The sequence below is a fragment of the Mangrovimonas sp. TPBH4 genome, from assembly GCF_001280505.1.
Taxonomy (GTDB): Bacteria; Bacteroidota; Bacteroidia; order Flavobacteriales; family Flavobacteriaceae; genus Mangrovimonas_A.
In genome coordinates, this window is record NZ_LBIO01000049.1 from 76,841 (window position 1) to 93,716 (window position 16,876).

15 protein-coding genes are annotated in these 16,876 nt (G+C 38.5%); 8 read left to right on the forward strand and 7 right to left on the reverse strand.

The window, feature by feature from the left end; genetic code table 11:
* Both rpsG and rpsL read right to left on the reverse strand, forming a co-directional pair.
* Complete coding sequence (rpsG, locus tag ZA05_RS09395; protein WP_053991438.1) at nt 1-477, reverse strand: 30S ribosomal protein S7; 477 nt, start codon at nt 475-477, stop codon at nt 1-3.
* A gap of 24 nt (nt 478-501) precedes the next feature.
* Complete coding sequence (gene rpsL, locus ZA05_RS09400; RefSeq protein WP_019386263.1) at nt 502-876, reverse strand: 30S ribosomal protein S12; 375 nt, start codon at nt 874-876, stop codon at nt 502-504.
* Nucleotides 877-1,070: 194 nt separating this feature from the next.
* On the opposite strand from rpsL, the gene ZA05_RS09405 reads away from it, so the two are divergent.
* The 6 genes from ZA05_RS09405 to rlmB all read left to right on the forward strand — a co-directional run bounded on the left by ZA05_RS09405 (nt 1,071) and on the right by rlmB (nt 10,501).
* On the forward strand, nt 1,071-2,735 hold the full coding sequence (locus ZA05_RS09405) for a POTRA domain-containing protein (RefSeq protein WP_231632473.1): 1,665 nt from the start codon (nt 1,071-1,073) through the stop codon (nt 2,733-2,735).
* A gap of 100 nt (nt 2,736-2,835) precedes the next feature.
* Complete coding sequence (locus ZA05_RS09410) at nt 2,836-5,988, forward strand: SusC/RagA family TonB-linked outer membrane protein (protein WP_053991439.1); 3,153 nt, start codon at nt 2,836-2,838, stop codon at nt 5,986-5,988.
* A 10-nt stretch (nt 5,989-5,998) separates the two neighbouring features.
* Nucleotides 5,999-7,447 carry a SusD/RagB family nutrient-binding outer membrane lipoprotein gene (locus ZA05_RS09415; RefSeq protein ID WP_053991440.1) on the forward strand — a complete coding sequence of 483 codons (1,449 nt, stop codon included), beginning with the start codon at nt 5,999-6,001 and terminating at the stop codon, nt 7,445-7,447.
* A gap of 20 nt (nt 7,448-7,467) precedes the next feature.
* Nucleotides 7,468-8,391: a hypothetical protein gene (locus ZA05_RS09420; RefSeq protein ID WP_157514637.1), complete on the forward strand. Its 924-nt coding sequence runs from the start codon at nt 7,468-7,470 to the stop codon at nt 8,389-8,391.
* A gap of 13 nt (nt 8,392-8,404) precedes the next feature.
* Nucleotides 8,405-9,631, forward strand: a complete 1,227-nt coding sequence (locus ZA05_RS09425) for a hypothetical protein (protein ID WP_053991442.1) — start codon at nt 8,405-8,407, stop codon at nt 9,629-9,631.
* A gap of 135 nt (nt 9,632-9,766) precedes the next feature.
* A complete protein-coding gene (gene rlmB / locus ZA05_RS09430; protein WP_053991654.1) occupies nt 9,767-10,501 on the forward strand; it encodes a 23S rRNA (guanosine(2251)-2'-O)-methyltransferase RlmB in 735 nt (244 codons plus the stop codon).
* Here rlmB and ZA05_RS09435 read toward each other — a convergent pair.
* Nucleotides 10,498-11,259, reverse strand: coding sequence for a rhomboid family intramembrane serine protease (locus ZA05_RS09435; RefSeq protein ID WP_053991443.1), 762 nt, complete (start codon nt 11,257-11,259; stop codon nt 10,498-10,500). The two genes, rlmB and ZA05_RS09435, sit on opposite strands and share 4 nt — an antisense overlap.
* A 145-nt stretch (nt 11,260-11,404) precedes the next feature.
* Here ZA05_RS09435 and ZA05_RS09440 point away from each other — a divergent pair, with 145 nt between their 5' ends.
* Nucleotides 11,405-12,685 (forward strand): replication-associated recombination protein A, encoded by a 1,281-nt coding sequence (locus ZA05_RS09440; protein WP_053991444.1) that lies wholly within the window; start codon nt 11,405-11,407, stop codon nt 12,683-12,685.
* Here ZA05_RS09440 and ZA05_RS09445 read toward each other — a convergent pair.
* The 4 genes from ZA05_RS09445 to radC all read right to left on the reverse strand — a co-directional run bounded on the left by ZA05_RS09445 (nt 12,682) and on the right by radC (nt 16,292).
* The gene (locus ZA05_RS09445) at nt 12,682-13,482 is read right to left on the reverse strand and encodes a hypothetical protein (RefSeq protein ID WP_053991445.1); all 801 of its coding nucleotides are present in this window, start codon (nt 13,480-13,482) and stop codon (nt 12,682-12,684) included. The two genes, ZA05_RS09440 and ZA05_RS09445, sit on opposite strands and share 4 nt — an antisense overlap.
* 40 nt (nt 13,483-13,522) lie before the next feature.
* Nucleotides 13,523-14,212: a YjjG family noncanonical pyrimidine nucleotidase gene (locus tag ZA05_RS09450; RefSeq protein WP_053991446.1), complete on the reverse strand. Its 690-nt coding sequence runs from the start codon at nt 14,210-14,212 to the stop codon at nt 13,523-13,525.
* On the reverse strand, nt 14,199-15,503 hold the full coding sequence (locus ZA05_RS09455; RefSeq protein ID WP_053991447.1) for a polysaccharide deacetylase family protein: 1,305 nt from the start codon (nt 15,501-15,503) through the stop codon (nt 14,199-14,201). Before ZA05_RS09455 ends, ZA05_RS09450 begins: the two co-directional genes overlap by 14 nt.
* Before the next feature lie 90 nt (nt 15,504-15,593).
* Nucleotides 15,594-16,292, reverse strand: a complete 699-nt coding sequence (gene radC, locus ZA05_RS09460) for a DNA repair protein RadC (RefSeq protein WP_053991448.1) — start codon at nt 16,290-16,292, stop codon at nt 15,594-15,596.
* Nucleotides 16,293-16,423: 131 nt separating this feature from the next.
* On the opposite strand from radC, the gene ZA05_RS09465 reads away from it, so the two are divergent.
* Nucleotides 16,424-16,873 (forward strand): DUF1569 domain-containing protein, encoded by a 450-nt coding sequence (locus ZA05_RS09465; RefSeq protein WP_053991449.1) that lies wholly within the window; start codon nt 16,424-16,426, stop codon nt 16,871-16,873.
* Nucleotides 16,874-16,876: the final 3 nt, after the last annotated feature.

Sequence of the window (16,876 nt, forward strand, 5' to 3'; positions counted from 1 at the left end):
TTAGAATCTAAAGTGTGAGAATGCTTTGTTAGCCTCTGCCATCTTATGAGTATCAACTCTCTTCTTCACGGCTGCTCCTTCTTCCTTAGCTGCTGCTAAAATCTCAGCTGCCAATTTCTGAGGCATAGATTTTTCATTTCTTTTACGCGCGTAACCAATCAACCACTTCATTGCAGTTGAAATTTTACGGTCTGGACGTATTTGCATAGGGATTTGAAAGGTTGCACCACCAACTCTACGACTACGTACTTCTACGTGAGGCATAACGTTTGATAAAGCATCTTTCCAAATTTCCAACGCTGTTTTCTCATCATCAGCTTTCTTAGACTCTACAATATCAATAGCATCATAGAATATTTTAAAAGCTACAGACTTCTTTCCGTCCCACATCATCATATTAACGAAACGTGTTACCAACTGATCGTTAAAGCGTGGATCTGGTAAAAGCGGTCTTTTTTTCGCTTGTCTTTTTCTCATGTCTTCTTCTTAAAGTTTTTTTAATTACTTCTTAGGGCGTTTTGCACCATACTTAGATCTACGTTGTGTTCTTCCTGATACACCTGCGGTATCCAAAGCTCCACGAACGATGTGATATCTAACACCTGGTAAATCTTTTACCCTTCCGCCTCTAACCAATACTATCGAGTGCTCTTGTAGGTTGTGACCCTCACCACCGATGTATGCGTTAACCTCGTTTCCGTTTGTTAAACGAACCCTTGCTACCTTACGCATTGCTGAGTTAGGTTTCTTAGGTGTTGTAGTATAAACACGAGTACACACACCGCGTCTTTGCGGGCACGAATCCAAAGCAGCCGATTTACTCTTCTTGGTTATTTTGGCTCTTCCTTTTCGTACTAATTGTGAAATTGTTGGCATATATTACTATATAATTTTTATTAAACCCTCTATTTAGAGGGCTGCAAAGGTAGGAATAAAAATGAATTTTTCAAATGTTAAGTAATTAATTTTAAAAAGTTTGGTGAATTATTTTTTGCTCCAGATATTTTAGTTGAATTATTTCCGTTAGCTTTGAAATTAAATTCCGTATGATGCCCGCCTCAAAATTGTTAATGCAATTGGTTTTTTGGATGTTGTTCTGCAACTTCATTAACGCTCAATCACTTCACTTAAACGTTAAGGGTACCAATGAAACGGAAAGCAAAATTATCGACTCGCTCGGGTACAAAAAAAAACTTGAAAACTATAAAGCGATTCAAACCGAGTTGATTTCCCTTCAACAGAAACTCAACAATTTGGGGTATCTAGAATCAAAACTAGAACGACTTCAAAGAGAAACCGACTCTACTTATATCGCCCACCTTCAGTTAAACAACAAATACAACTTTGTACATATATATATTGAAGAGGTTAAAAAGGATTTTTTTAAAAACATAAACCTAAAAACCCTGGACGGCTATTTTATAGTTTCCATTGCCGAACTAGAAACCACCTTGGAAAAGCTCAACAATGAAATTGCAAATTCAGGGGATCCTTTCAACTCCATTCAATTAACCGACCTACAAAAAACCAACGATTCTACTCTGTCTGCAAATCTGAAAATCACTAGCAACAAAATCAGAACCATTGACGGCATCGTTATTAAAGGTTATGAGAAATTCCCCAAATCTTACACCAAGCACTTCTTAAAGATTAAAACATCACAAACCTTTAATCTTTCAAAAATAAAACAGCAAACCAATCTTTTGAATGATTTGCAGTTTGCCAACCAGATTAAGGAGCCTGAAGTTCTATTTACCAAGGACTCCACTACTTTATATTTATACATCGAAAAAAAGAAAGCCAATTCCTTTGATGGCTTTTTGGGTTTTGGCACCAATGCGGAAAATCAAAAATTGGAATTCGATGGTTATTTGGACTTATCACTGATTAACAATCTTAATTATGGAGAATCATTGAAGCTCCTTTACAAAAGTGACGAAAATGAGCAAAGAACCTTTAATGTAGATATTAGTTTACCATATCTATTCAAAAGCCCTTTGGGTGTGAACGGCAGGCTCAATATTTTTAGAAGAGATTCTTCATTTGTAAACGTCACCCAATCTGCCAACATCTTTTATCAAATAAATTCTAGGAACAAACTGGCTATAGGAATTGAAGCAATCAACTCAAGTAATTTACTCAACAGTTCTTCTACAACCTTAATAGATTACAATTCCACTTTTTACCAAATTGACTATAGCTACACCAAGCAACAATATTATGACTCTTTATTCCCTACCAACTTTTTATTTGAGTTTTCAACTGGCCTTGGGAATAGAAATACCGAATCCAACAAGGAAAACCAAACCAACTTTCAACTTAATAGCTTCAAAATTTTCAACCTAAATCATCGCAATAGCATTTATACAAGATTAAATGGCGCTTATTTAAATTCCAATAACTACTTGGAAAATGAACTGTATCGCTTTGGAGGCATCAATTCCATAAGAGGGTTTGAAGAAAACAGCATTTTGGCCAACCTCTTTACGGTGCTTAATACAGAATACAGATACCGCCTTTCCAATAACCTCTACATACATAGCGTTTTGGACGCTTCCTATTTTGAAAACCAATTAAACAGCACCAAAGAAAAACTCTTTGGGATAGGCTTTGGTTTTGGGCTTCTAACCAACACAGGTCTCTTCAGACTAAATTACTCCAACGGAAAGACTGAGAATCAGAAGTTCAAGTTTTCCGACTCCAAAGTCCACATCAGTATTTCTTCTACATTTTAACATATTCTCTGAAGGTCCTTTTTAAATTTTAGTGAAAGTTTATTGTTTTATTAACTTTTTATTAAGATATTGGTGCTGGCTAATTCAAATTAATTTAAATATGAAAACAAAGTTTAGTGGAATTCTAACGCTAATACTGGCGTTTGTCGTGCAGCTAACTTTTGCACAAGAAAAAACAATTTCAGGAACGGTTGCGGATGACACCGGCCTACCGCTTCCTGGAGTTAACATCATCGTAAAAGGAACAACCACAGGAACCCAAACTGATTTTGATGGGAACTACAGCATCACCGCTAAGGCTGGGGACGTTTTAACTTTTACTTACATCGGATTGAAAACCCAAGAAATCACGGTAGGCTCTTCAAACACAATCAACGTTACTATGTTAGAAGACGCTGCAGTTCTAGATGAAGTTGTGGTAACTGCTTTGGGAATCAAAAGAGAAGAAAAAGCACTTGGTTATTCCGTACAAAGTATTAAAGGTGAAGGTATGACCGAAGCGAGGGAAAGCAACATATCAAATGCCATTAGTGGTAAAGTTGCCGGGGTTCAAGTTACAGGTACTTCCGGTAGCGTTGGAGCTTCTTCCCGTATTGTACTAAGGGGTAACTCTTCGATCACTGGTAACAACGAACCTCTTTATGTAGTTGACGGTGTACCAATTGACAACCGTTCATTTGGTAACGCTGGTAGTGGCGGAGGTGTGGATTTACCTAATGGCGCTGCCGATATTAACCCCGACGACATTGAATCTGTAACGGTCCTTAAAGGACCTAACGCAGCTGCACTATACGGACTTCGTGCGGGTAACGGGGTTATTGTAATCACTACAAAAAGTGGTAGCGGCGCTAAGAAATTTGGAATATCAATCAATACCAACGTAACTTTTTCAAATCCATTGTTGCTTCCTGATTACCAAAACTCCTATGGACAGGGTGGAGACCCAAGTTACTTTGAGTTTGTTAATGGTGCCGGTGGAGGTGTTGGAGACGGTGTTGACGAAAGTTGGGGTCCTGCCTTGGATACAGGATTGGAGTTCATTCAATGGAACTCTCAATTATATGGAGGCTCTCCGCTTCCATGGCAGTCATATCCAGACAACGTAAAAGACTTTTTAGATACAGGGGTAAACATTAGCAACAATGTATCTTTAACCACTGATAAGCTGAGACTGTCTATAGGGAACAGTGATGAAAAGGGAATGGTGCCTTTCACTGAATTAAAAAAGACAACCTTTGGTCTTAACGGAACTCTTGATTTAGGCGAACGCTTTACAGCAATGGCTTCCGTTACTTATTTTAACATAGACAGTGACAACCTTCCTATTACAGGATACAATAATGAAAATCCATTCCAGCAGTTCATCTGGTCTGCAAGACAGGTAAACTTTTCCGATTTAAGAGATTGGAGAAATTTCCCATTAGCTCCTGCAGGAACAGCAGCAGAGGGCACTCCTTTGAACTGGAACCACAATTTCCAAAACAACCCTTATTGGGTGTTGGAAACCAACAGAAATACTCTTGAAAAAGACCGTATCATAGGAAATGTGGATTTAAGTTATGAAGTTTTGGATTGGTTAACGGTTGGTGCCAAAGTTGGAATTGATTACTACAACCAATTTGAAACAAGAAGACAAGCCAAAGGAAGTAACAATGCTCCTGATGGTTCTTACTACGAAATTGAAAGACGCTTTGAAGAAATCAACTCTAGCCTTTTAGTGAGCATTAATAAAGACCTAGGAGAGAATTTCAACTTCTCTTTAAATTTAGGTGCTAATAAAATGTCTCAAAAAAACAGTTTGACCTCTGGATATCTTCCAGCATTGGAACTACCAAACCTATACACACTTTCCAACCTTCAAACAGGAGCTACGGCAGGAACAAATGTTAGCCCAACAGGCGCTCAATATTTATTCCCTCAAAGTTCTCAAGAAATAAGCAGTTTGTATGGATATGGACAAATTGGATTTGGAAATTTCGTCTTTATCGATTTTACAGCAAGAAATGACTGGGCAAGTATCCTTCCTGTTGAAAACAACTCCTTCTTTTATCCTTCTGTAAGTGGATCAATTGTACTTACTGATGCTCTAGACATTACTAGCGATGCCGTTAACTTCCTAAAAATTAGAGGTGGTTGGTCAAAGGTTGGTAGTACAGGAGCTTTAGGGCCATATAGACTAAACTCCATTTACAGCTTAGGTAACAATGCTTTTGGAAACCAGGCCTCTGTACCAGACATTCAATGGAATCCAAATTTGAAGGCTGAAACAGTAACGGGAGTGGAAGTTGGTATTGATGGTAAATTCTTCCAAAACAGATTGCGTTTTGGGTTCACCTATTACGACCAAAAATCAGAAGACCTATTAGTACCGATCCAGGTAACAGCTGCAACTGGTTTCACCAATGTGTGGGATAATGTGGCCGATATGACCAATAAAGGATTTGAAGTTCAATTTGGAGCAACTGTAATAGAAACAGAAGATTTTAGTTTCGATATAGACCTCAACTGGGCTACCAATGACAATGAAGTTACGTCTCTTGGAGAATTGGACACTTATATTTTAGGAGGTCAATGGGGACTTAATTTAGAAGCCAGACCGGGATTACCTTACGGAGTTTTGGTTGGTAGAGATTTTGAAAGAACCGAAGACGGTCAAGTAATTTACGAAGATGGTCTTCCTGTAATTGACCAAGACTATAAAGTTTTGGGAGACATTGCTCCAGATTGGACAGGAGGTGCCAACTTTGCCATTAGAATCAAAAACTTTGACCTTTCTACTTTGATCGATGCCAAAATTGGTGGCGATGTACATAGTATGACTTACGCTTGGGGTAGATATGCAGGAACTCTTGAAGAATCTTTGATTGGAAGAGAATCTGGTGTAGTTGGAAACGGTGTTATGTCTGATGGAAACGGAGGATACGTTCCAAACAATGTAGTGGTAGATGCAAAAGTTTTCAACCAAGCAGCCTATAGTAATGACGTAGAATCTAGTTCTATCTTCGATGCTTCCTACGTAAAACTAAGACAAATTACTTTGGGGTATTCCATTCCAAAGAAATTCTTCAAAAACTCCGCTATAGAAGGATTAAAATTCTCTGTTGTGGGAAGAAATCTAGCGATGTTGTATAAGAAAGCACCGCACATCGATCCTGAAACAGGATTTAGTAGTGCCAATGGACAACAGGGCCAAGAATTTGGTCAGTATCCATCAGCGAGAAATATTGGTTTCAACATCAACTTAAAATTCTAAAAAAAAGATTATGAAAAAAATAAAATTCATTATTTGCACCTTCATCACGCTTTCCGTGATTACAGGTTGTACCAAAGATTATGAAGAGCTGAATACAGACCCTAATAACCCTGTAGCAGTTCCTGCTCACCTATTGTTAGGAACTACACAAAGAGTCTACATGAATGTGATGCACGGTGTATTAGGTGGAGCCGGTGGAGACATGGGAGCTGTTTGGGCACAGTTGTGGACAAAGGTTCAATACAACTCTGAAGAGCGTTACATTCCAAGACGTACCGTAATTGACAATATTTGGGATAATGCTTTTGCAAGTGTTATTGCCGAAGCAGACGCTATGGAACAGTTGGCTATAGAAGAAGGCAACACAAACCTTCAAGCCGCCGCAATGATCATGAAAGCAAGTGGATTTCAGTTTTTAACAGAACTATTCGGACCAATCCCGTTTACCGAGGCCATGAACCCATCTATCTTGAAGCCAGTTTATGATGATGAAGCTACCATATATAATGGAATCATAGAAATGTACACAGAGGCTGCTTCAATGCTAGCCAACGGTTCTGGAGAAATAGTTGCTTCTTCTGATTTATTCTACGGAGGAGATGTAACGAAATGGAGAAAACTGGCCAACTCTTTAAAATTTAGAGCTTTGATGAGAATTTCATCCACACAAGATGTTAGTTCAGAATTACAGGCACTTGTAAATGGAGGTTACCTTATGTCATCAAACGCAGATGACGCCCAGGTTAACTACACAGCAACACAACCTGATGCCAACCCAATCTACGAATTGATTGATTTTGGATCTAGATTGGAGTATAAAGTAAATTCTCTTGTTGTGGATAGAATGACAACCTTAAATGATGATCGTTTACCTCTATATGTTGCCCCAGCAGAATCTGATGGAGAATATAGAGGGAAACCAGCAGGTTATGGAGACCTTACCGCTTTACCTAACGAAGGTTTAGGATATACATATGCCAACATTTCTGGACTTGGAGATTTCTATTTAGATCCTGAATTACCCGGAGTATTGATGTCATTTTCGGAACTTAGTTTCTTAATGGCAGAAGCTGCAAATGAAGGCTATATTTCTGGAGGTCTAGATGCTGCCTTGAATTACTATTACACCGGTATCGAAGCGAGTTACGAATTTCATGGCATTAGTCCTTCTTCGTACATTGGACAAGAAGGGTTAGGTTTTGCCAATCAAAATGATGCACGTGAAAAAATTGGCGAAGAAAAGTGGTTAGCACTGTTTGGACAGGGGTTTGAAGCTTGGACAGAATGGAGAAGAACAAATGTTCCTGTTCTAACTCCAGCGGTCGAAGGAGACATCAACCAAATTCCTTCAAGATACTACTACCCAACAACAGAACCATCACTTAATGGAGATAACCATGCTGCAGCAGCTTCTTCGATTGGAGGTGACGAATTGACTTCTTCATTATTTTGGCAATAATAACCTATAAACTTACAAGTATGAAAAATATAAAATTCTTAATATTAATGTTGTTTTCGTTGTCAATGGTTGTGTCCTGTATAGACGACGATAATGACGAATTAACCGGGGGAGCGTCAACTGGAGGTTTAATAACACTTAATAACGCTGCTATTGGTTATGTAGTTGGAAACGGTGCTACTTATACTGCCTCTGGAAGTGTTTACCAGGGCAATACGAAGACTGTAAACATCGACATTTATAAATCTTTTACAAGTTCTGCTACAGGAAATAGTACTGATGAAATCTTATATGATTCGGTTACAATTACAGATACTGAATTAGGGACTAATGCTCCTTTTTCAACATCGTTTACTTATGAAGATTTAATTGAGGGTTTGACATTGGATGGAAGCCCATTACCTACAAGTGATAGCGAACTAAATATTGGGGACTTTTGGACACTTCGCTATGAAGCGACCCTGAGTACTGGAGAAGTTTTTGCTAGTGCTGCAATTACCAAAGTTTCTGTTGGAACGCGTTTTGCTGGTCTTTACCGATGCCTAGAAGCTGAGTACTACAGAATTGGAGTGCTTACTTATACTACCTCGGATTGGCCTTCAGAAACAACCATTGAATCTGTTGACGCAACCACCTATAGAGTTGTAGAATACTTCGGAGCATTTAATGGTAATGAGTGGTACTTCCAAATTGACGAGAACGACAAAATCACCTATCCTGACGAAACTCCTAGTGGAGATGCCCAAACAGGAAACGGACAACCGTTGATTACCTGTGAATCTTCTCCAGCAGATATGAGTAATGTTCCATGTGGGGCAGAAACTAATATTGTAGTAAGAGATGAAGTTAATGGTGAGGATTTACTATATATGTCCTTTGGTTATTATACTTCAGGATCTGGATCAAGAGAATTCTATCAAGTCATGGAAAAAATTGTAGAATAATAAATCAAAAAACATGAAAAATAAATTTATAAAAATATATCTTATGGTCTTTGCTCTTATTGTTACTACAGCTTGTAGCGACGATGATCTAACAGGGCACAGCACCATGGAACCAAGCACCCCAACACTTAGCGTTGCATTGGATTTCGCTAATAACCAAACTTTGGTTGAAGAAGAAACAACTTATGGTTTTACAGTAAGTATAAGTGAGCCTCAAATTGTAAACGTAAGAGTTTATCTTGAGCAAACTGCAGGGGACGCAACTGATGGTGAGGATTTCTCTTTTCCACATAGCGTAACAATTCCTGCGGGGTCAACTTCTGTATCAGATGTAATAGCTATTCATGCCGATGATTTAATTGAAGAAACTGAAACAGCTACAATCAAAATCGGTACAGGTAATGAATCCAACGTTTCTGCTGTAAATGAGCAGGTCGTTACGTTCAATATCCAAAACCTTGTTGAAGGTGATTTAATGATAGGAATGTCTTGGGAAACTGCAACAACGGTTACGGACAATTTCGGAACAGAATTGGGAGCTACGGACGTAGCTGATTTACGCCTATTGATAACTGATGTACCTTACACAGAAATATTAGGAGGTGCAGATGGGGGTAGCTTTGAAACTTACACCATTTCTTCAGACACTCCTGACGGTGATTACTACGTGGTAGCCGATTATTACTCTGCTATGGACATTCCTGTAGATTTAAATCTACATTTGACCTTTGACCAAACAGGAGTTATCAACGGTGAGGAATATAGTTTTGCAGGTGCAATGAATACTGGAAATTCTTGCTCCAGTGTTTACTACATCATGGCTCAAATAACCAAAATGGGAGATAGTTACACAATCACTGAAGTAGGAGAACCTAGCCCTGTTACGGCAGCACCTTTTATTGGAACAGCAACTGTTGTTACGGATGAATGGGCCGATTATTCACCGGGAGATACCATAGAGATTGAAGCTGGTGCCAATGAATACGAATTTTGGATCAGAGCTTACGCCAATCCATACATTGAAAATCCAGATACGGCATATTTTATTGTTACTGTTGATCCTGCTACAGCAAATGTAACACTAATGTCCAATGAAGATTTTCAATATGGCTGTAGTGAGGGAGACGTCACTGGTTCTGGATCGGTAAATGCTTGTGCGGGAACAATAGACCTTGTTTTAGATTTTGGTCTAGGTAACTGTGGTGATTACCCAGGATATGGCTTCTCACTACAATTATAAATTCAGAATAATTCACCAATTATTATAGTTAGTCTTTTAAAACCACCTCATAGAGGTGGTTTTTTTATGAATTGCTCCAACTATTTATTTTATACAATGCATTTTGTGAAACTGCTTTTTCATACCTTTGCCCCAATGGAAAAAGAGACTACTATTTTTGGGATTAGAGCTGTTATTGAAGCTATTAAATCCGGCGAGAACATCGACAAGGTTTTTATTCAAAAAGGACTTCGGGGAGATTTGTTTTCCGAATTGGAACAACTTCTAAAAAAAGAGCGTTTAAATACTTCATATGTCCCTGTTGAAAAGCTCAATAGACTCTCCAAGAAAAACCATCAGGGAGTCATCGCACAAATTGCTCCAATTACCTTCTATGACTTGGAGGAATTGGTAATAGAAGTAATGGAATCAGGCAAAACACCGCTCTTTCTCCTACTCGACCAATTGAGTGATGTCCGTAACTTTGGAGCCATTGTGAGAACAGCAGAATGCACAGGGGTTTCTGGAATCATTATACAAAAAAAAGGAGGGGCGCCTGTAAACGGTGATACCGTAAAAACCAGTGCTGGTGCCATTTTTAAAATGCCTATTTGTAAAGTAGACCACATAAAGGATGCTGTATTCTATATGCAGGCTTCCGGCATCAAAGTGATTGCGGCTACAGAAAAAACAGACCAAACCCTTTACGATGTCTCTTTTACAGAACCTTGTGCCATAATCATGGGTTCTGAAGGCAAAGGGATCAATCCTTCGGTATTGAGTGTCGTGGATGAAAAAGCTAAACTTCCTATTTTGGGAGAGATTGAGTCACTAAACGTTTCCGTGGCATGTGGTGCTTTTTTATATGAAGCTATTCGCCAAAGACGTTAATCCTCTGTGGGGCTTTCTTTAAAATCATAGACAATCTTTACATGACTATCCTTTGAGAGATTTTCTAGAGTTTCTTCAGGTTCATCTTCCTCTTCCTTAAGCTCAATGAAATTACCATTTTCATCAAAATGTTTGAGAAATGGGTCGTCATCCTCGTTATAATCCGGTTGTTGCCACACATAACGTTCCGGCTTTGCAATGGTTTTTCTAAATAGCAGGGCAAATACAAATCCAGTAACTAAACCTGCCAAATGGCCTTCCCAAGACATTCCCCTCTCTCCCGGAAACACATACCAAATCATACTTCCATATAGAAAAACAATCAAAAAGGAAAGTGCCACCAACCTGTAATATTTGGCAAAAACCCCCTTAAAAAAAATAAAGCTTACCAAAACATAAATCAATCCACTAGCACCAATATGGTTTGCTGGCCTACCAATGCACCATGTTATAAAGCCCGACAGTAGAATACCATAAAACAAGACCTTCCATGCTATTTTTCTGTAGAAATAGAACAAGGACATGGACAAGATTAAAAACGGAAGACTGTTGTGGTACAGATGCTTAATATCCGAATGGATAAAGGGACTGAACAGAATACCCCTCAATCCTTTAAAAGTCATGGGATAGACACCAAAGTTTTTAATCCCGTGAAAAAACCGCACCTGAAGCCAAAACACAATCCAAAGTGCCAGTACCATAAATATGGGGTAAGCAACGACTCCCGTTGAATATTTAAACTGTTGAGAATTGTCCATACTTAAATTTAAAATATTCTTGTCAAAATACTAACCATTTCTAGGTTTAATGAAATATTGTCATCTTTTTACTATTCAGTTGAATTGAAAAATTGAATCAAGTCCTCTTTACAAACTTGCCTCTCAATTTTGTAATTTTACCGCTATGAATGAACCTTTAGCAGAACGACTCAGACCCAAGCACCTTAAAGAGTACCTTAGTCAAACCCATTTGGTTGGTGAGCAAGGCGCTCTTGCACAGCAATTGAGAAACGGCGTTATCCCCTCCATGATTTTTTGGGGCCCTCCAGGCACAGGAAAAACTACCTTGGCCAATATTATTGCCAACGAATCAGACCGCCCATTCTATACCTTAAGTGCCATTAGTTCTGGAGTGAAAGATGTACGGGAAGTCATAGAGAAAGCCAAACAAAGCGGAGGATTGTTCACTACCAAAAACCCAATCTTGTTTATTGATGAGATCCACCGGTTCAGTAAATCGCAGCAGGATTCCCTGTTACAGGCTGTAGAAAAAGGCTGGGTAACCCTTATTGGTGCCACTACAGAAAACCCCAGTTTTGAAGTGATTCCCGCACTTATTTCGCGCTGTCAGGTTTATGTATTGAATTCTTTCAGCAAAGAGGATTTAGAAGCGCTTCTTAATAGAGCCATGCATGAAGACACCATTTTATCCTCCAAAAATATCCAACTCAAAGAAACGGAAGCTTTAATTCGGCTTTCAGGTGGTGATGGGCGTAAGCTTCTCAATATTTTTGAACTCATTGTCTCTTCTTTTGGAGAAGATCAGGACATTGTTATTACTAATGACGATGTATTTAAGAAAGTTCAGAACAATACGGTTCGTTATGACAAAACCGGCGAACAGCATTACGACATTATTTCAGCCTTTATAAAATCCATAAGGGGAAGCGATCCCAATGCTGCCGTGTATTGGTTGGCAAGAATGATTGAAGGCGGTGAAGATGTTAAATTCATTGCCCGCCGACTTCTTATTTTGGCCAGTGAAGATATTGGCAATGCCAACCCAACTGCGCTTGTTATTGCCAACAATTCCTTTCAGGCGGTTTCTACAATTGGCTACCCGGAATCGCGTATAATTTTAAGTCAGTGCACTATTTATTTGGCCACCTCCCCTAAAAGTAACGCTTCCTACCAAGCTATAGGCCAAGCTCAGCAACTTGTGAGACAAACAGGCGATTTGTCGGTGCCATTATCCATAAGAAATGCGCCTACCAAACTTATGAAAGAGTTAGGTTACGGTGAAGACTACCAATACGCACATAATTACGAGAACAATTTCGCAGCTCAAGAGTTTATGCCTGAAGAAATTAAAAACACTCGGCTCTACGAGCCCGGCAGCAATGCCAGGGAACAATCTCAACGTGAGTTTCTAAAACAACGTTGGAAAGATAAATACGGGTACTAAAATTTAATATTTAAGGTTTTGGAATTCACCGATGTGCCATCGTTATGGGAATAGTACCAGGTCCCGTTTTCCTTGTACACAATAGCATCGCTACCTTTTACAACAAATACATCCGCTTTGGAAGTTTCCAATAGAACCATAACAACCTTTGGAGTTCTATCTACCAATTGATATCCTTTATCCAAAGCCTGTGCATATAAGGTTTCCGTTTCCCCTACTGCTGATGGAGTAGATTTAACAGTATTGCTCACCGAAGCCGAGGCTGCTACAGTCGTGGTATTTTCTTTTACAGTATTTGAAGTAACCGGAGTAGTCTCTGTTACGGGCACGACTGATTGACTTGCCCCAGACACTGGCTCATATACATAGCCCATATATTGAAAAGTTTCAAAGGCATCCCTTAGGGCCATGGTATATGCTGTATCGTATGATTTTTCCCTAGACTCCCCTACTTGGGATGATTCAATTACCTTACCATCACAATTCTTTAAATCTATCTGCAATTTCGTCTTGAAAAGCCCACCTTTTATTTGCGTAACATTGGCATACAAAGCCAAACACCTGTTAGACTGCAAATCTGCAGGAAGTGTCTCATTGTTGAAAAAAGCCGTAAAACCGTATTTATTGAATAGAAACTTGGTCAATGAATTTAATTGATATTCATCATTTGCCTTTAGAAATTCATATTTCGTTGGAATGATGATATATTTATAATTATTTACGGCATCTTGAGCAAAGCTCCCAAATGCAAACAAGTTGATGGATACCAGTAATAAAAGACGTTTATAAAAGTTCATTGTATTCTTTTTTATGAATTATAAGCTTGCTTAATATAGCCTAAAGATAGTTTTTTAATTGAATAAGATGCGTTACTTGTTTTACAGTTTTCTCTACGTATTCGTTCCTGCAATTGAAAAAAATAGCATCTAAGCCTACTTCCATTGCGCCCTGTACATCTGCTTCAAAACTATCTCCCACCATGATACTCTCTTCTGGTTTAGCCTTGGCTTCATTTAGGGCAAACTCAAAAATCTCCGGATTAGGCTTCTTAACCCCTACCACTTCTGCATTGGTCATGGTCTTGAAAAAATGCCCCATTTTAGAACCATTCATTTTTTTATTTTGGGCTTCCTTAAAACCGTTGGTTATGATATGGAGTTCATAGTTGGGTTTTAAATAATCCAAGATTTCCAAAGCACCTTCATATACGTGATTAAATGTGGTTAAATAGGTAATATAATCTACCGAAATTTGCAAAATAAGTTCATCAGACACATCAAATTCAATGCTATCAAATGTGTCACGCAACCTACCGTAACGCAACTTTTCTTTATCTATCTTTTCATGCCTGTAGAGTTTCCAATAATTACGGTTCACTTTGTTGTACACCAGTAAAAACCTATCCAACGGTGCTTTCAACCCATGAATTTGAAATATTTTCTCAAAAGTCAAGGCAGAATTCCGGTCAAAATCCCAAAGGGTATGATCCAAATCAAAAAATACGTGCTTGATTTTATGAAGCTTCATTTACAGAATCCAAAACAATATTAAACAATTCCCTAAATCCTTTCCATCTATGGTCCTCACTAAACGTATAGTTGTGGAAAATTGGAGTAAATGTACCGTTTACTTTTTGCACACTGTGCATTAACCGCTGCAATTCTTCTTTCTTATCTAAAAATGACTGCTTTTTTAAAAGTGCAAAATCAATACAATGAAAGGAATTAATCTGCAAAGGCGTTTGGATTTCATAATCCAGATCATAAAACTGAAAGGGTGTACAGGTACTGGCCCTAAACCCCAATTCATTAATATACCCCATGGTAAAGTCTTGTTTCACTTCCAATTCTATCAAGCTTCTGTAGGTTTCGGGTAAATTGATTTTTGAAAAAGAATTCCTAGAGGCTTCTAAATTGTAATTGGTAATGGCCTCCATTTTTGCCTTTTCTTTTTTAAGAGCTTCATTATTGTCCAAAGCAAAATAGGAAACCTTGAGCCCTACCTTGCAATAATCTGCAACAGATTTGATAAGGGACATAAACTTCTTCTTGTTTACATTGATATTTTTATCGTAAGTAGAAAAATCCCCTATCAAAAAGAACACAATGAACCTTTCCTTAAATTGTTTTTGTCTGTTGATGATCCATTTGAAGTTATCATAGGGATCACGTTTAAAACCAAACATTACTAAAAAACGGGTGTAGACACTTTTCAGTTTGAAGCGAAACAAATCACTCATAGTTCCTCCTATGGTCCTCAGTAAACCTTTTTGCTTGTAATAATAGGCCATGGGAACGTCTATTACTGGCTGCACCTTATAGCTCCGTTCTGGAAACTGAAACGACTCGAATTGACCTTGAATGACCGCCTTGAATTTATAGGCCCAAATGTCGATAACCGGTTGGTTGAGAAAACCGTTTTTATAGGCCAGACTTTCCTTAGCCACAAACCTTCCATAAGGATCTTTAACATGTGGCAAATATTCCTCATAACGACACAGTAGGTAGAATGCTGCCGCAAAAATATCGAACGGCAGGCTGCTTTTATCACTAGAAGTAAAAAAGCATTTGGTATCCTCCCAATCCATCACATTAATGTCTACATCACTCAAGCCCTGCTCAAACAACAGTTCATGGCTCCTTATGAAAATTTCATTGCCCAAAGGTTGTTTGGTATATGACATCTTAATGTCCTCATGGGCAATAAATTCTTCGATAGTAGTGGTAAAGCCAACAGGAACCCCTAAAATCCTGGTGCAAATATGCTTGAAAGTATAAGTTAGACGCGGGGTTATTTTATGGGTATAGACTAATAGCATAAATAGTATTGGAAGGCCTCAACCGGTGTTGTCAACCAAAAATAAGAAATTCCGAAAGTCCATTGGCAGCATCTTCCCATAAATTTAATTTTATAGAATGCCTTCATCGGCGAAACTAAAATAGGCTCTTTCGGTAATGATTAAATGATCCAGTACTTTAATATCCAAACTAGAACTTGCCTGCTTTAATTTTTGGGTGATTTGTTTATCGGCTTCGCTAGCCACCAAAGTCCCAGAAGGATGGTTGTGAACTAAAATAAGTCCTGTAGCTCCCACCTGAAGTGCCGTTTTTAAAACCAGTCGCACATCCACCAAGGTTCCCGTGATTCCACCTTTACTTAACAAATTTTTCTGAATTACCTTATTTGAATTATTGAGATATAGTATCCAAAACTCTTCATGGGGCAACTCTCCCACAATAGGCTGCATAAGTTCAAACACAGAAGCGCTGGAGAGTATTTTTTGTTTTTCCAAGGCTTCCTCCCCTCTTCGTCGTCTTCCCAATTCCATAGCCGCAACAATACTAATAGCTTTGGCCTCACCAATCCCTTTGAACTCCATAAGCTGAGTGATGCTCAATTTCCCAAGGTCATTTAAATTGTTGTCAACGCTTGCCAAAATACGCTTGCAGAGTTCCACGGCGCTTTCACTTCTGCTTCCAGAACCTATCAAAATAGCAAGTAATTCGGAATCACTCAATACCGATTTTCCTTTATCTCGTAATTTTTCGCGGGGTTGGTCGTCTTGCGACCAGTTTTTAATGGAGAATGATGGTTGGTTATTCTGCATAATAAAACTTAAGGGTTAGTGTTCCTTAAATTTACATAAAGTAAATCAAACTTTAAGGCACAATAAATTTTGACTGACAATCTTTGAAATCCTTTTTATTGTAAATTTACCCGATACCTTTAAACCTTATTATGAAATCCCTTTTTGACACTTCGGCACATACAGAAATTTTAGAGCGCATAGATAACATTCAAGAACATAGCATTCCGCTTTGGGGAGAGATGAATGCTGCCAAAATGTTTGCTCACTGTTGTGGCCCTTTAAAAGTGTCGTTGGGGAAACTTAAACTGAAAAAACCTAATTTTATGATGAAGTTAATGTTGTCATTTTTCAGAAGTTCCCTATACGATGACAAACCCTGGAAAAAAGGGCTGCCAACCACCAAGGAATACAAAATTACCCAAGACACCAATTTCAGCAGCTCCAAAAAAGAACTGATAGACCTCATCAACGAATTCCATGCTAAAAAAGACCAAACCACTTGGCCAGTGCACCCCTATTTTGGTACCTTTACCCCCGAACAGTGGGGCATGATGCAGTATAAACATTTAGATCATCACTTTACACAATTTGGAGTATAACGG

What these genes read in the sequence shown, in the direction of transcription:
- rpsG (WP_053991438.1), bottom strand. Translation starts at nt 477, where the DNA reads ATGAGAAAAAGACAAGCGAAAAAAAGACCGCTTTTACCAGATCCACGC.
- rpsL (WP_019386263.1), bottom strand. Translation starts at nt 876, where the DNA reads ATGCCAACAATTTCACAATTAGTACGAAAAGGAAGAGCCAAAATAACC.
- ZA05_RS09405 (WP_231632473.1), top strand. Translation starts at nt 1,071, where the DNA reads ATGCAATTGGTTTTTTGGATGTTGTTCTGCAACTTCATTAACGCTCAA.
- ZA05_RS09410 (WP_053991439.1), top strand. Translation starts at nt 2,836, where the DNA reads ATGAAAACAAAGTTTAGTGGAATTCTAACGCTAATACTGGCGTTTGTC.
- ZA05_RS09415 (WP_053991440.1), top strand. Translation starts at nt 5,999, where the DNA reads ATGAAAAAAATAAAATTCATTATTTGCACCTTCATCACGCTTTCCGTG.
- ZA05_RS09420 (WP_157514637.1), top strand. Translation starts at nt 7,468, where the DNA reads ATGAAAAATATAAAATTCTTAATATTAATGTTGTTTTCGTTGTCAATG.
- ZA05_RS09425 (WP_053991442.1), top strand. Translation starts at nt 8,405, where the DNA reads ATGAAAAATAAATTTATAAAAATATATCTTATGGTCTTTGCTCTTATT.
- rlmB (WP_053991654.1), top strand. Translation starts at nt 9,767, where the DNA reads ATGGAAAAAGAGACTACTATTTTTGGGATTAGAGCTGTTATTGAAGCT.
- ZA05_RS09435 (WP_053991443.1), bottom strand. Translation starts at nt 11,259, where the DNA reads ATGGACAATTCTCAACAGTTTAAATATTCAACGGGAGTCGTTGCTTAC.
- ZA05_RS09440 (WP_053991444.1), top strand. Translation starts at nt 11,405, where the DNA reads ATGAATGAACCTTTAGCAGAACGACTCAGACCCAAGCACCTTAAAGAG.
- ZA05_RS09445 (WP_053991445.1), bottom strand. Translation starts at nt 13,482, where the DNA reads ATGAACTTTTATAAACGTCTTTTATTACTGGTATCCATCAACTTGTTT.
- ZA05_RS09450 (WP_053991446.1), bottom strand. Translation starts at nt 14,212, where the DNA reads ATGAAGCTTCATAAAATCAAGCACGTATTTTTTGATTTGGATCATACC.
- ZA05_RS09455 (WP_053991447.1), bottom strand. Translation starts at nt 15,503, where the DNA reads ATGCTATTAGTCTATACCCATAAAATAACCCCGCGTCTAACTTATACT.
- radC (WP_053991448.1), bottom strand. Translation starts at nt 16,292, where the DNA reads ATGCAGAATAACCAACCATCATTCTCCATTAAAAACTGGTCGCAAGAC.
- ZA05_RS09465 (WP_053991449.1), top strand. Translation starts at nt 16,424, where the DNA reads ATGAAATCCCTTTTTGACACTTCGGCACATACAGAAATTTTAGAGCGC.